We start from the raw sequence: 14,648 nt of genomic DNA, 5'->3' as shown, positions 1-14,648 counted from the left end.
CGGACGCGAAGAGTTCTGCTCACAGCATTCGTCCACCTCAGAAAGATCCGAAGCCCATGTCTGCTTCTCGAATCGTGCGCGCGGCGGGTACGGTCCTCGCCGCGAGTATCACTGCGTCCGGCCTCGCCGCCTGCTCCGACGACTCAACCGGCCCACGCTCGCTGCGGATCGCACTTTCCGCGGACCCGCAATGCCTGGACCCACATCAGGCCCCATACACCGAATCCCTGCATGTGGGACGGCAACTGGTCGCCAACCTCACCGACCAGGACTCGCAGACCGGCGAGATCATCCCCTGGATCGCCACCGACTGGTCGGTATCCGATGACGCCACTCACTTCCGGTTCACCCTCCGCGACGACGCCACCTTCAGCGACGGCACACCGATCGACGCGGCGGCCGTGGCCGCGAACTTCGAGGATCTACGCGACCTCGGTGCGAAATCCCCGTTCGGGCTCTCGTATGTCAGCAGTCTGCGGAGCATCGAGACTCCCGATACCCGCACCGTCGAGTTCTCGTTCGACGTACCGAACGCACAGTTCCTGCAGGCCACCTCGATGGTGACCACCGGGCTGCTCGCACCGGCGACACTCGACACGAGCCCGGAGGAGCGATGCACCGGGAAGCTGATCGGCTCGGGCCCGTTCGTACTGGACGAGTACGCCCCGAACGCGTCGGCAACCTTGTCGTCCCGCGCCGACTACAGCTGGCCCGGGGCGACCGCGACGCACTCCGGCGCCGCGGCGATCGAACGACTCGACTTCACGGTCATGACCGAGTCGGGGGTGCGGTCGGGGGCGTTACAGACCGCCCAGATCGATGTCGATACCGATGTTCAGGCGCAGGACGAGGCGGCGCTGTCCGACGCGGGCATCGCAGTGTTCGCGCGTCCTCGCCCCGGCATCGTCTACACACTCCTCGCGAACGACCAGAGCCCCGCACTGTCGGATCCCGCAGTGCGACGCGCGGTCGGCCACGCGATCGATCGACCGGAACTGGCCTCGGTACTGTCGCAGCACGAGAACTACGCCACCAGTGTGCTGTCCGCAGCGACACCCGGCTACGTTGACCTGTCCACCGAGCTCGCCTACGACCCGGATCGGGCGGCCGCCGACCTCGATGCTGCGGGTTGGCTGCCGGGACCGGACGGCATCCGTGTCCGTGAGGGGCACCCGTTGACGCTGCGTCTGGTGTTCGCGGCGACCGAGACCCGCTCGGACGTGTACGAGATCGTGCAGCAGCAGTTGGCCCGCGTGGGCGTGGACCTCCAGCTGGTGCCGCTCCACACGGGGGCGAATCTGGAAGCGCAGAACAACGGTGACTACGACTTCGTGTGCTGGGCGGTGACGCGACCCGACCCGGAGGTGCTGAACACCGTGTTCTCGTCGGCGAGTGCGGGCAACCCCACCCGGCGCACCGAGCCCGGCCGTATCGATGAACTGCTCGACCAGCTGGGAGGCGTCACAGAAGCGTCGTTGCGTCAACGTCTCACCGACGAAGCCGCGCTCGAGGTGATCGACCAGGGATATGCCATACCTCTGGTCGAGCAATCCGCTGTTGTCGGCACATCCGCGTCGGTCGACGGCATCGTGCTCGATGCGTCGAGCCGACCCCTCTTCTACGGAGCGAGGTTCGCATCATGACCGGATGGAACGACTGGGCCGGCGGTGTGCCGGTGACTGCGGCGGAATTCGTCCGCAGCGCAGGCGCCCTCATCGGCGCGGTGCTGGTGCAGGTCCCCGGCGAGCAGGTGCGGAGGGATCTCCTCGCAGGCCTCGCCGCGTCGCTGGCCACCGATGGGCGTGAGTCGGTTCTCGGAGTCGAGCATTTCGAGCGCACCGGTGACGACCGTCGACGGGAACTGGCGCGGCAGGCTCGCGTGATCGGTTCCGGCATCACGAATCTCGCCGAGCAAACCACGGTTCCGGTGGGCGGAGTGGTGTTGCGTAGCAACTGTGAGGGGCATGTGTGGACGCCGGCCGCAGCCGCGCACCTCACCGGGACGCCGCACGCTCCGGTGGTGATGCAGCTGTACAACGAATGGCTGCACCAACTGGTGCTCCTCCGCGACGCGCTGCTGCCGTTCCGTAACTGGGAGCAGGTGCGGCTGCGGGTCGACGAGCATGGTCTGCGCCGTATCGAGGATCCGCGTCGCGCGTTTCTGGCGGACTACCTCACCCGCTCTCCCCGACACGACGCGGTCGTGCGGTTCGCGGCGTCGTCGGTATCGGAGGTTCGGATTCCGCAACGAGCCTACGGCTTCCGCGTCGAGGACGGTATGGCGCTGTCCTCGGTGGTGACGGGTTCGCCGCTCCACTCGCCGCGCGGCCTGCTCGACTGGTCCGATGCCGCAGACGGTGAGCCGACCGCGTTCGTGCCGGCCCTCGATGACTACCTGGCAGTCCCTACTACCGACCCGGCGCGATCCGAACGGCCGAGGCGGCTGGAGCACTTGCTCGTGGAGACGGACGACAGTGCCGGGCGCTCACGACTGACGCTGCGATCCGATGACGCGCCGGACGTCGATCTCGGTCAGGCGCTGCGCGGACACCGGTACGCGTACTGTGCCATCGGCGGAGAGCCGCACGCACCCGGTGCCGGCGTTTCCCGCTACACGGCATCCCAGGTGCTGACCTCCGACTGCCTCGTCGACTTCCCTCCCGGAACACATCTCATCGACAACGTGCCGGACCACACCGCCCTGGCCGTCCTGGGAAAGATAGTGCCGCACAATATAGTTCTGTGGGACGGTCGTGACTGGGCGCGGGCAGTGGGTTCGGGGAAGGCCGGTCCGCCCCGGGTCGTGATGCGTGTCGTGTGATTGTTCGTCCGATGTCAGTGCGACGGCAAGTCCTCAAAGGCATCGAACCTGGTCGGTGAGCGTCGCTGATTGCCGGTCGGGCTCTGTGTCCTGAGGCCCTGGGTGGCCGAACCGGACGTGAACACCTCTGCGGTGGCACTGTCGAACAACCGCATGGTGTCGGAGATGAAGGCTCGCCGCGTCACTCCCGTCGCGCGTAGGGCGGACCCGTGGTCGAATGCGACGACCACCGCAACAGCACGCGCGAGGACGCGCCAGCCTTGCACAACCGCCATGCGGACCGGTGCTGATGTATGAGCGAATCCGACACGCAGGCGATGGCACTGGAACGGGACGTGGTGGTACTCGTCGTCGAGGATTCGCTCCGACACGTCGACCAGCAGCGCGTCGTCTCCGCCCTCGGCGAGGGCACGGTAATAGCGCAGCGCGACGACCTCGGCGATGGTCAGGACCATGAGTTCGAGCCGTAGACCCATCAGCCGGCGGAGCTGCACGAAAGTGGTGTCGGACCAGTGCCGGCCAATTGTCGGAATGCCGCCGGATTGCAGAAGCGACTCCAGCATCCGCGCATGGTTCTGCTCCTCGGCGACGAACAGTCGCACAGCGGCGGCATAGCCGGGGTCTCCTGCGGCATCGGCCTTTGCGATCAGGTGGGCTCCGTCGCCACTCTCTCCGACCTGGAACTTCTGCAGACTCCGCGCCACCGCAGGATGCAGACGGCAGTCGTGGGACCAGTCCGGCTCGGGTGTAACGGCGCGCCGCGACGCTCTTGCCGTGAAGTCGGCGTACCAGGTCTCCATGAAGAAAGAGTAGAGGTCGTTCGTCGTGTCGCCGCCTCCGGCGATACTCAGCTCTTCAGTGATCACCAAGTGACCGAGCGCATGCTCGACGCGCACACCGCCACCCGGTCGGTACAGACTCTCGGAGGATCCCCATGAACGGCACCACGACACTCACGACGGACGACGAACTGTTGGGCATTCGCCTGATGCACCGCGCCATGCGCACCGACCTGCATCGACTCGCGACCACGGCCGCTGAGCTGGCGCGGGACGACTGCCCGTCGCTGCGACGCATCACCGCGCTGTCCGACTACCTGCTTCTCCTCGCGACCAGCATCGACACCCACCATCGCATCGAGGACGACGAGCTCTGGCCGCTACTGCACACCGCGGTCGGACCGCACATCGACCTGAGCGAACTCGCCGACGATCACGCGGCGCTCGAGTCCCTCCTCGAGGAGTTGACGGCCGATGCCCACGACCTGAAGGCGGGAGGTAGCGGGGCATTGACGCGGGTTTCCGGCACGTTGGCGCAACTGCGGGACATGCTCGACGAACACATCGACGACGAGGAGCGCACGGTATTTCCTTTGATCACCGGGCACGTGAGCTCTGCACAGTGGAGTCGGGTCGACGTGATTGCCCGCGGGCACCTGCGGCTCGATTTCGACATGCCCCGAACCATGGCCGTCGCATCCGGGCCGGAGAAGAAACTACTCGTCAAGGGCGGGTTCAAGGACAATCCCTTGCTCTCGATCGTGCTGCCGGTACTCGCTGTGAAGCACCGTCGCAGGGAGCGTGCCGTATTCGGGTGAGGCGGCGCCTCAACTCGATTCCGCAGGGAACCTCGCCATGAGTGCCTGGGCGGACGCGCGGAATTTCGCAGCGGACGAGTGGTTGCCGAGTACATCCGCGGTCGCCGCGAGCGCTGCATCCACCGGCCCGGCATACAGGGAACCGGATTCGAATCCGGCGATCTGTCCGGAGAAAGCGCTCAGCTGGTGGTGCAGTTCGGTGCAGGCTCGGTGGTCTTCGAGACGTGCGGCAGCAAGCGCACGCAGGGTCGTCATCGGCAGCCAGTAGTAGTCGCGCGGGTGGGGGCGCGATTCGGCCCACGCGGTGCGCGCGCCCGGAATATCGCCTGCGTCGAACAGCGCCGACGCGAGAACCGCGCGCGTGATCGCCTGTCGTTCGGGGGTGACGTCGCGCAGTAGCGGTACGAGCGCCGCAAAATCGCCGGTAGCGGCTGCACAGCTGATCGCCCCCACGAGGTGGAACATCGGACCGGCGGCATTGCCCGACCGAGTGATGAGCTCGGCCAACGCGTTGTACGCCGATTGTGCTGCATCGAGTCGCCCCGCGTGCACGTCGCACAGCGCACCGTATGCTGCTGCGACAACCACCAATTCGCCGAGCTGACCGCCGCCTGCCACCGTCAGTGCATTGTCGAGTTGTGTCCGGGCGCCGGCGATGTCCAATCGGGAACTGTTCCACAGGAACAACTGGAAATGCGCCAGCACGCGGTAGTCGTCGAACCGGTGCTCGATCGCGATGGCGAGAAGTTCGTCGGCCACGGGTTTACGACGATCGTTCAGATCGGGCCCGTACGCCAGATACCCGACCGCGCCCAATGCGGCGCATCGCACACGATCATCGTCGACGGTGCTGGAGAGAGATAGTGCTTCGAGTGCAGCGTCGGCGGCGCCACGGTCGTCCACTCCCTCCAACTCGTACACGAGTGCAATCAACAGCAGGGCGCGGGTGCGGGCATCGGGCTCGTCGTCGAGTGCGGTGCGCAACGGCCGGACGATCGCGTCGTCGATCGTCGGGGTCACACGCAGTGTCCAAATCACAGGAGCGTTCCACGAGGTGAGCGCCACGAGTAAGCGTTCGTCGTCGCCTCGGCTCCCTGCCAATTCGACGGCACGTCGGCGGGCTTCGCGGGCGCCGACGATGTTGCCCGCCCGGGCACGTGCGGTGACCAGGGGAACGAGGAGATCGATGAGGGTGGAGCTCTCGGGGCGGTAGGTGAGCTCGTACGTGTCGAGTGCTGCACTCCGCCAGTGAGCGGCGTCGCGATGGGATGCCAGCGTTTCGGATTCTCGGGCCGCGGCGACTGCCCGCATCATTGCTGCCTCGGCCGTGGCCGGTGTTGCAGACAGCACGGCGTGGTGCGCCAATCCTGCCGCATCATCCGGGCGAAGATCGGACAGGGCCTCCAGGGCTGCGGCATGGATGCGCGTGCGCCGCATTCTCGGAACGTCCGAGTAGAGGGTGTCGCGCACCAGTGTATGGGCGAAACGCACTCGGTCGGGTGCGGGCTCGACGAGCAGACCGGCGGTCACCGCGGGTTCGAGATCGTCGAGCAGTTGTTCCTCCGAATCCGTTTGCTCCGCGGCGCTGCTCGTGTGGCCGATGAGCCGGACGAGGACGTCGAGGTCGAGTTCACGTCCGAGCACGGCCATGCGTCGAAGTGCCGTAACCGTGCGCTCGGGGAGGCGGGAGAGTCGTCGTCGCAGGATGTCGGCGACGCCGGTGGGGACGACGGATTTCGCCGCTTCATACCCTTCGGATACGACCAAGCGGGAAAGTTGCTGGACGAAAAGGGGATTGCCGCCCGTCCGGTCGACGAGCAGGTCCAAGATCTCCGGGTCGAGGGGCTTCGGTAGGCCGTGCTGGGCGGCGACGGTGGCGACTCCTGGCCGCGGCAGGCCGGACAGATCGAGGCGAAGGTCTGTGTCCGCGGCCGTAGCGGCCCACACGGTAGCCAGCGCGTCAGTGATGTCGGTGGGGCGATACGTGGCGACCACCAGAACCGGTGCGGCCCCGAGTTCCGACACTATCTGGTGGAGTATCTGGAGGGTCAGGTCATCGGCTCGGTGTACGTCGTCGAGCACGAGAAGCAGCGGGGCGCTCGCGGCGACTGTCACGAGGTAGGCGGCGAGTGCGCGGGACAGATGGAACGGTTGGATGGTGCGGGTGTCGTCCTCGTCGGTCGACAGGGGAGCCAGACGGTGCCGGTCCTGTTCGGAAAGCGGTATGCGCTCGGTCAAGGTGCTGAGTGTCTCCCGCCACGCCCACCCGGGCGGAGCCCCTTTCACTTCGGGGCAGCTCCCCCAGGCGATGTGCCAGTTCTCGTTCTGGAGTTCGGTGGCCAACAGACGGCAAAGTGTGCTCTTTCCCGCGCCCGCCTCGCCTCCCAACCAGACGAGGCGTCGACCGGAGGTGGCGGTGCTGCCGGCTTCGTCGAGTAGTGCCTGCAGGTCGCCGGGGCGACCGTTGACGAGGGACGGCCGGGGCGGTTCCACTGCGGGAGGGGGCGCTGGTGCCACGCCGATCGGTGACCTCATCAGGCTGTCGCCGTGGGTGAGGATCGTCGTTTCCGTTGCCTCGAGGGCAGGTCCGGGATCGAGTCCCAGTTCGTCGACCAAGTAGCGACGGGTGGAGCGGAGGACGGACATCGCATCTGCCTGGCGACCACACCGATAATGTGCGAGGGCGAGCAAGCGGGCGGTCTCTTCCCGATCCGGTTGGATGCGCAGGAGGACACTGAGTTCGGGGACCGCCGCCGCCGCGTCCGAGCAGTCGAGCATGGCTGCAGCCCAACGCTCTACGGCACTCCGGCGCAGTTCTTCGAGGCGGACCACTTCGGGGCCTGCCCAGCCTGTATCGGCGAATTCCTCGTAGGCGGTTCCGTTCCACAGCGTCAGCGCTCGTGCCAGAGTCCGGGCTCGAGCGTCGGCGTCCCGTTCCGTGACTGCAGCGGTGAAGAGATGCTCGAACGACCACGCGTCCACGGCTTCGTGGGGGAGGTCGAGCGCATAGCCGGGAGGCGATGTGACCAGGACACGTGCCGACGTCCGAGGCGCGCGACCCGGTTCGAGACAGCGTCGCAGGTTCGATACGTGAACCTGCAGTGCGTTGAGTGCGCGTGGGGGAGGTTCGCCGGCCCACAAATCGTCGATGAGTCGGTCGGTGCTCACCACTTTCCCGCCGGCGGCGACGAGTCGCGCCAACACCGCACGTTGAGCCGGGGAGCCCAATCCGACGGGTGCACCGGCGACATGGGCACGGGTCGGCCCGAGAACGGACACCTCGACGATGTCGTCTCCCGGGCCGGCCGAACCAGGCGTGTGTGCTGTCATGGCCGGTAAAGAGTAGCGCCGCCCCTGGCCGTACGTCATTGACCGGAGAACGTAGCGCGCAGGCCCGGTCCTTCAGGGCCGGGATAGCGCATCAATCATGTCGGTGGTCGTGGCTATGGTCTCGCTGTGCAACTGCGATACCAGTACCGCGTCTACCCGACGCCCGGCCAGCAGAACAGGCTGGCCCGAGCGTTCGGGTGTGCACGGGTGGTGTTCAACGATGCACTGCGTGCCCGGCAAGACGCGTATGCGGCCGGGGTGAAGCTCTCGGACACCGACGTGCAGAAACAGGTGGTCACCGCAGCGAAGAAGACCCCACAACGGGCATGGCTGGCCGAAGTAGCGTCGGTGGTGCTGGTGCAGGCCTGCCAGGACGCCCGGCGTGCCTACCGCAACTGGTTCGACTCGATGTCCGGGAAGCGGAAGGGCCGCAGGATCGGCCCGCCTCGCTTCCGGTCCCGCAAGGACAACCGGCAGTCGATCCGGCTCACCCGCAACGGGTTCTCGCTGCGTTCGAGCGGGAAGTTGTATGTGGCGAAGGTCGGCGAGGTGAAGGTGGCGTGGTCGCGGGAATTGCCGTCGGAGCCGTCGAGCGTGTCGATCATCAAGGATTCGGCGGGACGGTACTTCGCATCGTTCGTCGTCGAGGTCGACCAGCAACCGCTGCCCGAAGTCGACGCCGAGGTCGGAATCGACCTGGGTCTGGCAACGTTTGCGGTCATGTCGGACGGCAAGATTATTGCGTCGCAGAAGTTTCTGCGGCGTGCGGAACGCACGCTCCGTAAGGCTCAGCAGACCCTGTCCCGCAAGGAGAAGGGGTCGAGCAACCGGGCGAAGGCCCGGTTGAAGGTCGCTCGGGCACATGCCCGAGTGGCCGATTCGCGTCGCAACTTCGCGCACCAGCAGTCCACGGCGATCATCCGCGAGAACCAAGCGGTGTTCGTCGAGGACCTGGCGGTGTCCGGTTTGGCGCGGACCAGGTTGGCGAAGTCGGTGCACGACGCCGGATGGAGCATGTTCACCACCATGCTCGAGGAGAAGGCGCGTCGGTACGGACGGACCTTCGTGAAGGTGGATCGCTGGTTCCCGTCGAGTCAGCTCTGCTCGGCGTGTGGTCGGATCGACGGACCGAAACCGTTGTCGATCCGGGAGTGGACGTGCCTGTGCGGTGCGGTCCACGATCGTGATCTCAATGCTGCAAAGAACATTCTCGCCGCAGGACGTGCGGAGAGGCGAAACGCCTGCGGAGGGACCGTAAGTCCTACCGTCTAGCGGAAGGCGAGTCCCGGTGAAACAGGAACCCACCGAAGCGGTACGCCGTGTCGCAGTAGGAATCCCGGTCGTTCACGGCCGGGAGGACGTCAACCAGAACGGTGTTTCAGTTAAACTGATCCACCATGGGGGTCACAGGGGCGGGTATCGGTGGTCTGAGCGCGCTACGTCAACGTCTCGGCCGTTGGATTCAGGCCAAGACCATCAAAGGGCTCGAACCCGGACCATACGATATCGAGGTCCGCAAGAATCTCCGCGTCCCGATGGACGACAGCGTCATCCTCCTCGCCGACCTCATCACCCCGATCGGCGACCTCGATCCGCGCTTGCCCACCGTCGTGATTCGCGGCCCCTACGGGCGCAGCGGTGGGGTGGCGGGTTCGGCGCGCGCTCTCGCCCGCGAGGGTTTCCGGGTGTTGTTCCAGAGTTGCCGAGGAACGTGGGGGTCCGAAGGACTATTCACCCCGCAGATCGACGAACAGCGCGATGGTATCGCCACACACCGCTGGGTCCGCGCCCAGCCGTGGCACATCGGGCCGGTCGCGACCTTCGGCCCCAGTTACATGGGATTCACCCAGTGGGCGGTGGCCGCAGAACTCGAACGTGTCGACCCCGACAACGCTCCGGACGCGCTCTGTCTGCTCGTCACCATGCCCGACTTCGGCGCGATCACCTGGGACAACGGCGCATTCTCCATGCGCAATGCGCTCGGCTGGACGCAGATGATGGACAGGATGAACCACCGGGAGTTTCTCCCGCTGCTGCTGGGGCTACGCGGCCCGGATTCCACACTGCGGACGGCTTTCGACGTGCTGCCGCTGACTGCCGGCGACGTCGCAGCGAACGGACGGAAGGTCGGTTGGTATCAGGATTGGGTCACCCGCGAGGACCTCGCCGACCAGTACTGGACCCAGCAGTCGCATACCGCGTCCGTTCCCGAAGTCACCGCGCCGACCTTCATGGTCACCGGCTGGTACGACATCTTCCTGCCCTGGCAACTACGCAACTACGCCCAGCTCGCCGCGGTCGGCAGACCGCCGCGCCTGACCGTGGGGCCGTGGGCCCACCAGTCCCGCGGTATGGGCGCGCCCACGATCACGGGGACCGTCGAGTTCCTGAAGGAGCAGTTCGCCGATGCGCCCACCACACGCGTCGCCCCGGTCCGTGCGTTCCGCACCGGCGCCGACGAATGGCACGATCTCGACACCTGGCCACCCCACGGCGTCACCACCGAATCGCTGTTCCTCCAGCCTGCCGGCAGGCTCGGACCCGACAAGCCCGCTGGTGGCAGCACCACCTACGTCTACGACCCTTCCGATCCCACCCCTTCCCTCGGCGGCCCGAGTCTGGATCCGAAATCGGATCCGGTGGACAACACCGAACACGAACGCCGGGCCGATGTCGTGGTGTTCCGCAGCGACGCACTCGCTGAACCTCTGACGTTCGCAGGTGAACCTGTCGCCCGTATCCGATTCCGCTCGTCTCAGCCCAGCGCCGACCTGTTCGTCCGTATCTGCGACGTACATCCGGACGGCCGCGCGATGACGGTCTGCGACGGCATCCGCCGGATCGGCTCGGCCGGAACGAAAGCCACCGATCCCGAACCGGATTCGGATGGATTCCGCACAATCGAGGTCCGCTTGTGGCCGACCTTCCACGAATTCGCCGCCGGTCATCGCATCGGGATCCAGATCAGCTCCGGTGCGCATCCCCGCTACGCCCGCAACCCGGGATCGGGTGAACCCGCTGCGACCGCGACCATCCTCCACCGGGCGGAGCAGGAGATCTCCCACGAATCAGCCACGCCGTCGTGCATCGAACTCCCGACGTGGTCGCTTTGAACGCTGTCTCCGCTTACAGGGCAAGGCTCGTGCCGGCGGGAGCGGCGGTGCAGCCATGACCGAGTCGAACGAGCGGCTGTATCCGGATTCCGATCTCGAGGCTCACCTGGTGGGGTGGTTGCCGCATCAGCGGTGGTGTGCCGCGAAGGGACACACGATCACCGGCGTGAGGGTCGTGTTGCGACAAGCCCTGGCCGAGGAGCCAGGGTTCGGCGCCGACCACCTGCTGGTGGCGGTCACGTTCGACTCCACACCCGAACAGATCTATCAGGTGCCACTCGGTTATCGATCGCACCTGCCGGACGAGCTGGCGCCGTCGACGATCGCCGCGCCGGACGAGGCAGCCGGCCGCTCCGTGTTCGTCTACGACGGGCTCCGCGACCAGGAGATCATCGGTCTGTATGCGAACAGCTTGGCGCGTGCCGGAATCCGCGGTCCCATCGAACTACACACCGTCCCGGGCGCGGTGATCGAGCCGGGGATGCGGGGGCGCGCACTGAGCGTCGAACAGTCGAACACCTCTGTTGTACTCGGGGAACAATTGCTGCTCAAAATGTTCCGTCGTGTCACGCTCGGAATCAATCCCGACGTCGAACTCCACCTCGCGCTCGCCGCCGTGGAGTGCCGGTCGGTGGCGCCGGTACGTGCCTGGATCGAGGCGGACGTCGACGGTGTCCGTACCACCCTCGCGATGGCTCAGGACTTCGCGGCGAACTCCGCCGATGGCTGGTCGATGGCGCTCGGAAGTGTCCGCGACCTGCTCATAGAAGGGGATCTGCGCGCCGACGAGGCCGGTACGGATTTCGCGGGTGAGGCGTACCGGATGGGCGTCGCGGTCGCCGAGGTTCACGCTGATCTCGCCGCCGGCCTCGGTGTATCGGAGCGCCCGGCGGCGGACCTCGCCGCGGGCATGGTCGGGCGACTCGAGGCCGCGGTCGCCGATGTGGCCGAACTCGCTGCCTTCGTGCCCGACGTGCGGGCGTTGTTCGAGGAGGTCGCGGCGCTCGGCCCGGTCGCGGTGCAGCGCATCCACGGCGATCTGCACCTCGGACAGGTGCTGCGGACACCGAAGCGGTGGCTGCTCATCGATTTCGAGGGGGAGCCTGCGAAGTCGCTCGCGGAACGTCGACGCCCTGACACGACGCTGCGAGATGTGGCCGGGATGCTGCGGTCCTTCGACTATGCGGCACACCATTCGGTGCGGGAACCCGACGGCGGCACGGTGCGGCGCGAGTTCCGCGCGGGGGAGTGGGCGCAGCGCAATTCCGCCGCGTTGTGCGATGGATATGCCGCCGGGTCCGGATCCGATCCGCGGGAGAGCGGTGCACTGCTTCGCGCGTACGAGGTGGACAAGGCGATATACGAGGTGGTGTACGAGGCGCGGAACCGGCCCACGTGGTTGAGTCTGCCCCTCAATGCGATTCGGCGACTGACCCAGCCATGACAGACGGCGGTGCAGTTCACTGCGCTCACTCTTGTCGTGACGCGGTTCACCAGTGGATTGTGGACATTTCTATTGCGCACAACATAACTGTGCACTACCTTCAGTCTCGTGTCCGAAACCTTCGCACTCGACGAGCAGGTGTGCTTCGCCCTCTACCGGGCGTCCCGCGCCACCACAGCCGTGTACCGTCCGCACCTCGAGCGGCTGGGCGTCACCTACCCGCAGTACCTCGTGCTCCTGGCGCTCTGGGAACGTGATGCCCGCGGCGTGCACGATCTGTGCGACGCTCTCGATCTGGATACCGGCACACTGTCGCCGCTGCTCAAACGGCTCGAGACCGCTGGGCTCGTCGAACGCCGACGGCAACGCGCCGACGAACGCCGAGTCGTCGTCCACCTCACCGATGCCGGCACCGCGCTGCGCGAGGAGGCCGAGGACATCCCCGGCTGCGTCGCGCGCGCAAGTGGGCTCGACGTCGACGAACTGGTCGCGCTTCGAGACACACTCCACCGCCTGACCGCCGCGTTGCAGGACGCAACCGGCGGAACCTCCGAAGAAGGGTAAGACCAGACATGAAGATCATCTACACCGCAGAAGCTCTCGCTACCGGTGCCGGACGCAACGGCCACGCCCGTACCAGCGACGGAAAGCTCGACGTGAACCTCGCGATCCCCACCGAAATGGGTGGCAACGGCGAAGGCACCAACCCCGAGCAGCTGTTCGCCGCGGGCTACGCGGCGTGCTTCCACTCCGCCCTGCAGATGGTCGCGCGACAGGAAGGCGCCGACGTCAACGATTCCGCAGTCGGCGCTCGTGTCGGCATCGGCCCGACCGACGCGGGCGGTTTCGCGCTCGCGGTGACCCTCGAGGTTTCACTGCCGAATCTGACGCGCGACAAGGCGCTCGAACTCACCGAGAAAGCGCACCAGGTCTGCCCGTACTCCAATGCGACGCGTGGCAACATCGACGTCGTGCTCGAGGTCGCGGAAGACTGATCTGGTCTGCCCACCGGAGTCGCGGCGGCGGCCTACGCTGGAGAAATGACAATTCTCGTGACGGGGGCAACCGGAAACGTCGGCAGACTCGTGGTGGACGAACTGAGGCGCGCTGATGCCCCACGCGTGCGCGCATTGACTGTGAACCCGGCGCGTGCAGCATTGCCCGACGACGTCGAAGTCGTCGAAGGGTATGTGGGCAAGCCGGATTCGCTCGCCGGGGTGTTCAACGGCATCGACACCGTCTACCTTGCGCCAGTCCCCGCGGCAGCGCGGAAGGTCGCGATCCTCGCGCGCGACGCCGGGGTGCGCCGGTTCGTCACCCTCACCGGCGGACCTGGCACCGACTGGTACGGCATCGAGGCCGACGTCGAAGCATCCGGTCTCGAATATACCCACCTCGAACCTGGCGAGTTCATGACCAACGCAACCATCTGGGCAGAGCAGATCCGCACGACGGGCGAGGTCCGCGGCACGTATCCGACCGCGGCGAATGCCCCGATCGCGCTCGAAGACATCGCCGCGGTTGCGGCGCAGGCACTGCTCGGCGAATCCCATTCCGGCCGAACGTATGAACTCACGGGCCCACAGTGGCTGACCCATCCGCAGATGGTGCAGGACATCGGTTCGGCGCTCGGGCGCGACGTGCCGTTCGTCGAGGTGTCCCGGGAGGAAGCGGAAGCGGTGCTTGCTCGCGCGATGGGCGAGTACGCCGGGTGGTATCTGGATGGTCGGGTGCTGCTCGTCGATCATCCACAATCGGCACTCACGACGGTCGAGGAGGTTCTCGGCCGACCCGCGACGTCATTCGCGCAGTGGGCCGCCGCGAATGTCGAGTTGTTCCGCTGACGTCGCCACCGGCGCGGCCAATGATCGACGCTGATGTTTCCGGACACTGGTTCCGGGGAACCCGGTCGACATGTCCGTTCTTGTCGCAACCGAGAGCACTCGTGGCACAACCTGGCGCGCCGCCACGGTGATCGCGGGGTCGCTGACCCAACACGGATTCGAGGTCACGCTGGGCACCCTGTCCGACCTCGAACGGGCCGCGGAATTCGAGGCCATCGTCATCGGGAGCGACGCGGAAGGTGCTGGCTGGCCCGCTGTCGCGAGAGAGGCATGCAGACATCACGCCCCAGCTCTGAAACAACGGTTGGTCTGGCTGTTCTCCGGCCCTGCGCCCGACGACTCGACGAACGGCAACATAGACTTGTCCGAGCTGGCGGAGACGGTCACGGCACGGGACTACAAGTACTTCCCGGCGACCGATACCGAGCGAATCCTGTCGTGGACGGCATTCATCGCCGATGAACTCCTTGGGCACAGCTGACCTACGCAGGGCGGTTCA

General features: G+C 66.5%; 12 protein-coding genes. 10 read left to right on the top strand and 2 right to left on the bottom strand.

The window, feature by feature from the left end:
- Positions 1 to 56: 56 nt before the first annotated feature.
- Together ACZ46K_RS23545 and ACZ46K_RS23540 are read left to right on the top strand one after the other, a co-directional pair.
- Positions 57 to 1,643 (top strand): ABC transporter substrate-binding protein, encoded by a 1,587-nt coding sequence (locus ACZ46K_RS23545; protein ID WP_464745044.1) that lies wholly within the window; start codon positions 57 to 59, stop codon positions 1,641 to 1,643.
- Positions 1,640 to 2,821, top strand: coding sequence for a hypothetical protein (locus ACZ46K_RS23540; protein ID WP_464745042.1), 1,182 nt, complete (start codon positions 1,640 to 1,642; stop codon positions 2,819 to 2,821). The genes ACZ46K_RS23545 and ACZ46K_RS23540 overlap by 4 nt, the downstream gene beginning before the upstream one ends.
- Positions 2,822 to 2,835: 14 nt before the next feature.
- Here the strand turns inward: ACZ46K_RS23540 and ACZ46K_RS23535 are convergent, their stop codons facing one another.
- Positions 2,836 to 3,717, bottom strand: a complete 882-nt coding sequence (locus ACZ46K_RS23535; protein WP_464745040.1) for a ferritin-like domain-containing protein — start codon at positions 3,715 to 3,717, stop codon at positions 2,836 to 2,838.
- 38 nt (positions 3,718 to 3,755) lie between these two features.
- Between ACZ46K_RS23535 and ACZ46K_RS23530 the strand changes: the two genes are divergently transcribed.
- On the top strand, positions 3,756 to 4,418 hold the full coding sequence (locus ACZ46K_RS23530; protein ID WP_054805837.1) for a hemerythrin domain-containing protein: 663 nt from the start codon (positions 3,756 to 3,758) through the stop codon (positions 4,416 to 4,418).
- 9 nt (positions 4,419 to 4,427) lie between these two features.
- On the opposite strand, the gene ACZ46K_RS23525 is transcribed toward ACZ46K_RS23530, so the two are convergent.
- Entirely contained in the window at positions 4,428 to 7,748 is a 3,321-nt protein-coding gene (locus ACZ46K_RS23525) for a BTAD domain-containing putative transcriptional regulator (protein ID WP_464745038.1), read from the bottom strand.
- Between the two features lie 126 nt (positions 7,749 to 7,874).
- On the opposite strand from ACZ46K_RS23525, the gene ACZ46K_RS23520 reads away from it, so the two are divergent.
- The 7 genes from ACZ46K_RS23520 (at position 7,875) to ACZ46K_RS23490 (ending at position 14,630) form a co-directional block, all read left to right on the top strand.
- Entirely contained in the window at positions 7,875 to 9,020 is a 1,146-nt protein-coding gene (locus ACZ46K_RS23520; protein WP_054809918.1) for an RNA-guided endonuclease InsQ/TnpB family protein, read from the top strand.
- A gap of 125 nt (positions 9,021 to 9,145) precedes the next feature.
- Positions 9,146 to 10,861, top strand: coding sequence for a CocE/NonD family hydrolase (locus ACZ46K_RS23515; RefSeq protein ID WP_054809917.1), 1,716 nt, complete (start codon positions 9,146 to 9,148; stop codon positions 10,859 to 10,861).
- 55 nt (positions 10,862 to 10,916) lie between these two features.
- Positions 10,917 to 12,305 carry a maltokinase N-terminal cap-like domain-containing protein gene (locus ACZ46K_RS23510; protein WP_464745036.1) on the top strand — a complete coding sequence of 463 codons (1,389 nt, stop codon included), beginning with the start codon at positions 10,917 to 10,919 and terminating at the stop codon, positions 12,303 to 12,305.
- Positions 12,306 to 12,413: 108 nt separating this feature from the next.
- Positions 12,414 to 12,869 (top strand): MarR family winged helix-turn-helix transcriptional regulator, encoded by a 456-nt coding sequence (locus ACZ46K_RS23505; protein WP_464745034.1) that lies wholly within the window; start codon positions 12,414 to 12,416, stop codon positions 12,867 to 12,869.
- Positions 12,870 to 12,877: 8 nt separating this feature from the next.
- Entirely contained in the window at positions 12,878 to 13,300 is a 423-nt protein-coding gene (locus ACZ46K_RS23500) for an organic hydroperoxide resistance protein (protein WP_054809618.1), read from the top strand.
- Between the two features lie 45 nt (positions 13,301 to 13,345).
- Positions 13,346 to 14,149 carry an NAD(P)H-binding protein gene (locus tag ACZ46K_RS23495; RefSeq protein WP_464745032.1) on the top strand — a complete coding sequence of 268 codons (804 nt, stop codon included), beginning with the start codon at positions 13,346 to 13,348 and terminating at the stop codon, positions 14,147 to 14,149.
- 70 nt (positions 14,150 to 14,219) lie between these two features.
- Positions 14,220 to 14,630 (top strand): flavodoxin domain-containing protein, encoded by a 411-nt coding sequence (locus ACZ46K_RS23490; RefSeq protein WP_054809617.1) that lies wholly within the window; start codon positions 14,220 to 14,222, stop codon positions 14,628 to 14,630.
- The last annotated feature ends 18 nt before the right edge of the window (positions 14,631 to 14,648 follow it).

It is taken from the genome of Rhodococcus sp. JCM 9793, from assembly GCF_055380405.1.
The sequence above is the reverse complement of the archived record's forward strand: the minus strand, read 5'-3'. Positions and strand labels throughout refer to the sequence as shown.

Coding starts and splice junctions, on each gene's coding strand:
- ACZ46K_RS23545 (WP_464745044.1), top strand. CDS start 57: ATGTCTGCTTCTCGAATCGTGCGCGCGGCGGGTACGGTCCTCGCCGCG.
- ACZ46K_RS23540 (WP_464745042.1), top strand. CDS start 1,640: ATGACCGGATGGAACGACTGGGCCGGCGGTGTGCCGGTGACTGCGGCG.
- ACZ46K_RS23530 (WP_054805837.1), top strand. CDS start 3,756: ATGAACGGCACCACGACACTCACGACGGACGACGAACTGTTGGGCATT.
- ACZ46K_RS23525 (WP_464745038.1), bottom strand. CDS start 7,748: ATGACAGCACACACGCCTGGTTCGGCCGGCCCGGGAGACGACATCGTC.
- ACZ46K_RS23515 (WP_054809917.1), top strand. CDS start 9,146: ATGGGGGTCACAGGGGCGGGTATCGGTGGTCTGAGCGCGCTACGTCAA.
- ACZ46K_RS23510 (WP_464745036.1), top strand. CDS start 10,917: ATGACCGAGTCGAACGAGCGGCTGTATCCGGATTCCGATCTCGAGGCT.
- ACZ46K_RS23500 (WP_054809618.1), top strand. CDS start 12,878: ATGAAGATCATCTACACCGCAGAAGCTCTCGCTACCGGTGCCGGACGC.
- ACZ46K_RS23495 (WP_464745032.1), top strand. CDS start 13,346: ATGACAATTCTCGTGACGGGGGCAACCGGAAACGTCGGCAGACTCGTG.
- ACZ46K_RS23490 (WP_054809617.1), top strand. CDS start 14,220: ATGTCCGTTCTTGTCGCAACCGAGAGCACTCGTGGCACAACCTGGCGC.